Source organism: Streptococcus sp. HMSC065H07, assembly GCF_001837325.1.
In the GTDB taxonomy this organism is placed as follows: Bacteria; Bacillota; Bacilli; order Lactobacillales; family Streptococcaceae; genus Streptococcus; species Streptococcus salivarius_H.
Map to the genome: position 1 here is coordinate 1 of NZ_KV832055.1, position 588 is coordinate 588.

General features: G+C 43.9%; 1 protein-coding gene. It reads left to right on the forward strand.

From position 1 onward, the window contains the following. Positions 1-588, forward strand: a 588-nt coding sequence (locus HMPREF2637_RS10370) for a Rib/alpha-like domain-containing protein (RefSeq protein WP_256316160.1), incomplete at both ends; no start/stop codon positions are given.

The following is a 588-nucleotide window of genomic DNA, read 5'->3' on the forward strand; positions in this document are numbered from 1 at the left end:
TTAAGGTAACTGTTAAAGATCCACGTACGGATGCAGATAAGAATACACCAACAGCTAAGGATCAAACCGTTAACGTAGGCGAAACACCAGACGCTAAAGGTTCAATCGGCAATGTTTCAGACCTACCAAATGGCACAACATTTGAGTACAAGACACCAGTTGATACAACAACACCGGGCGATAAAGGAACAACAGTTGTAGTGACCTACCCAGATGGTTCAATCGATGAAGTCCCAGTCACTATCAAGGTTGTAGATCCACGAACTGACGCAGACAAAAACACGCCAACTCCTAAAGACCAAACGGTCAATGTTGGTGAAACACCAGATGCTAAGAACTCAATCGGCAACGTCGGAGACCTTCCAGAAGGAACTAAGTTCGAATTCAAGACACCAGTCGACACAACAACAGTTGGTGAAAAAGACGCAACAGTTGTTGTTGCTTATCCAGATGGTTCTAAGGACGAAGTTCCAGTTAAGGTAACTGTTAAAGATCCACGCACAGATGCCGATAAGAATACACCAACAGCTAAGGATCAAACAGTAAACAAGGGCGAAACACCAGATGCTAAGAACTCAATTGGCAATG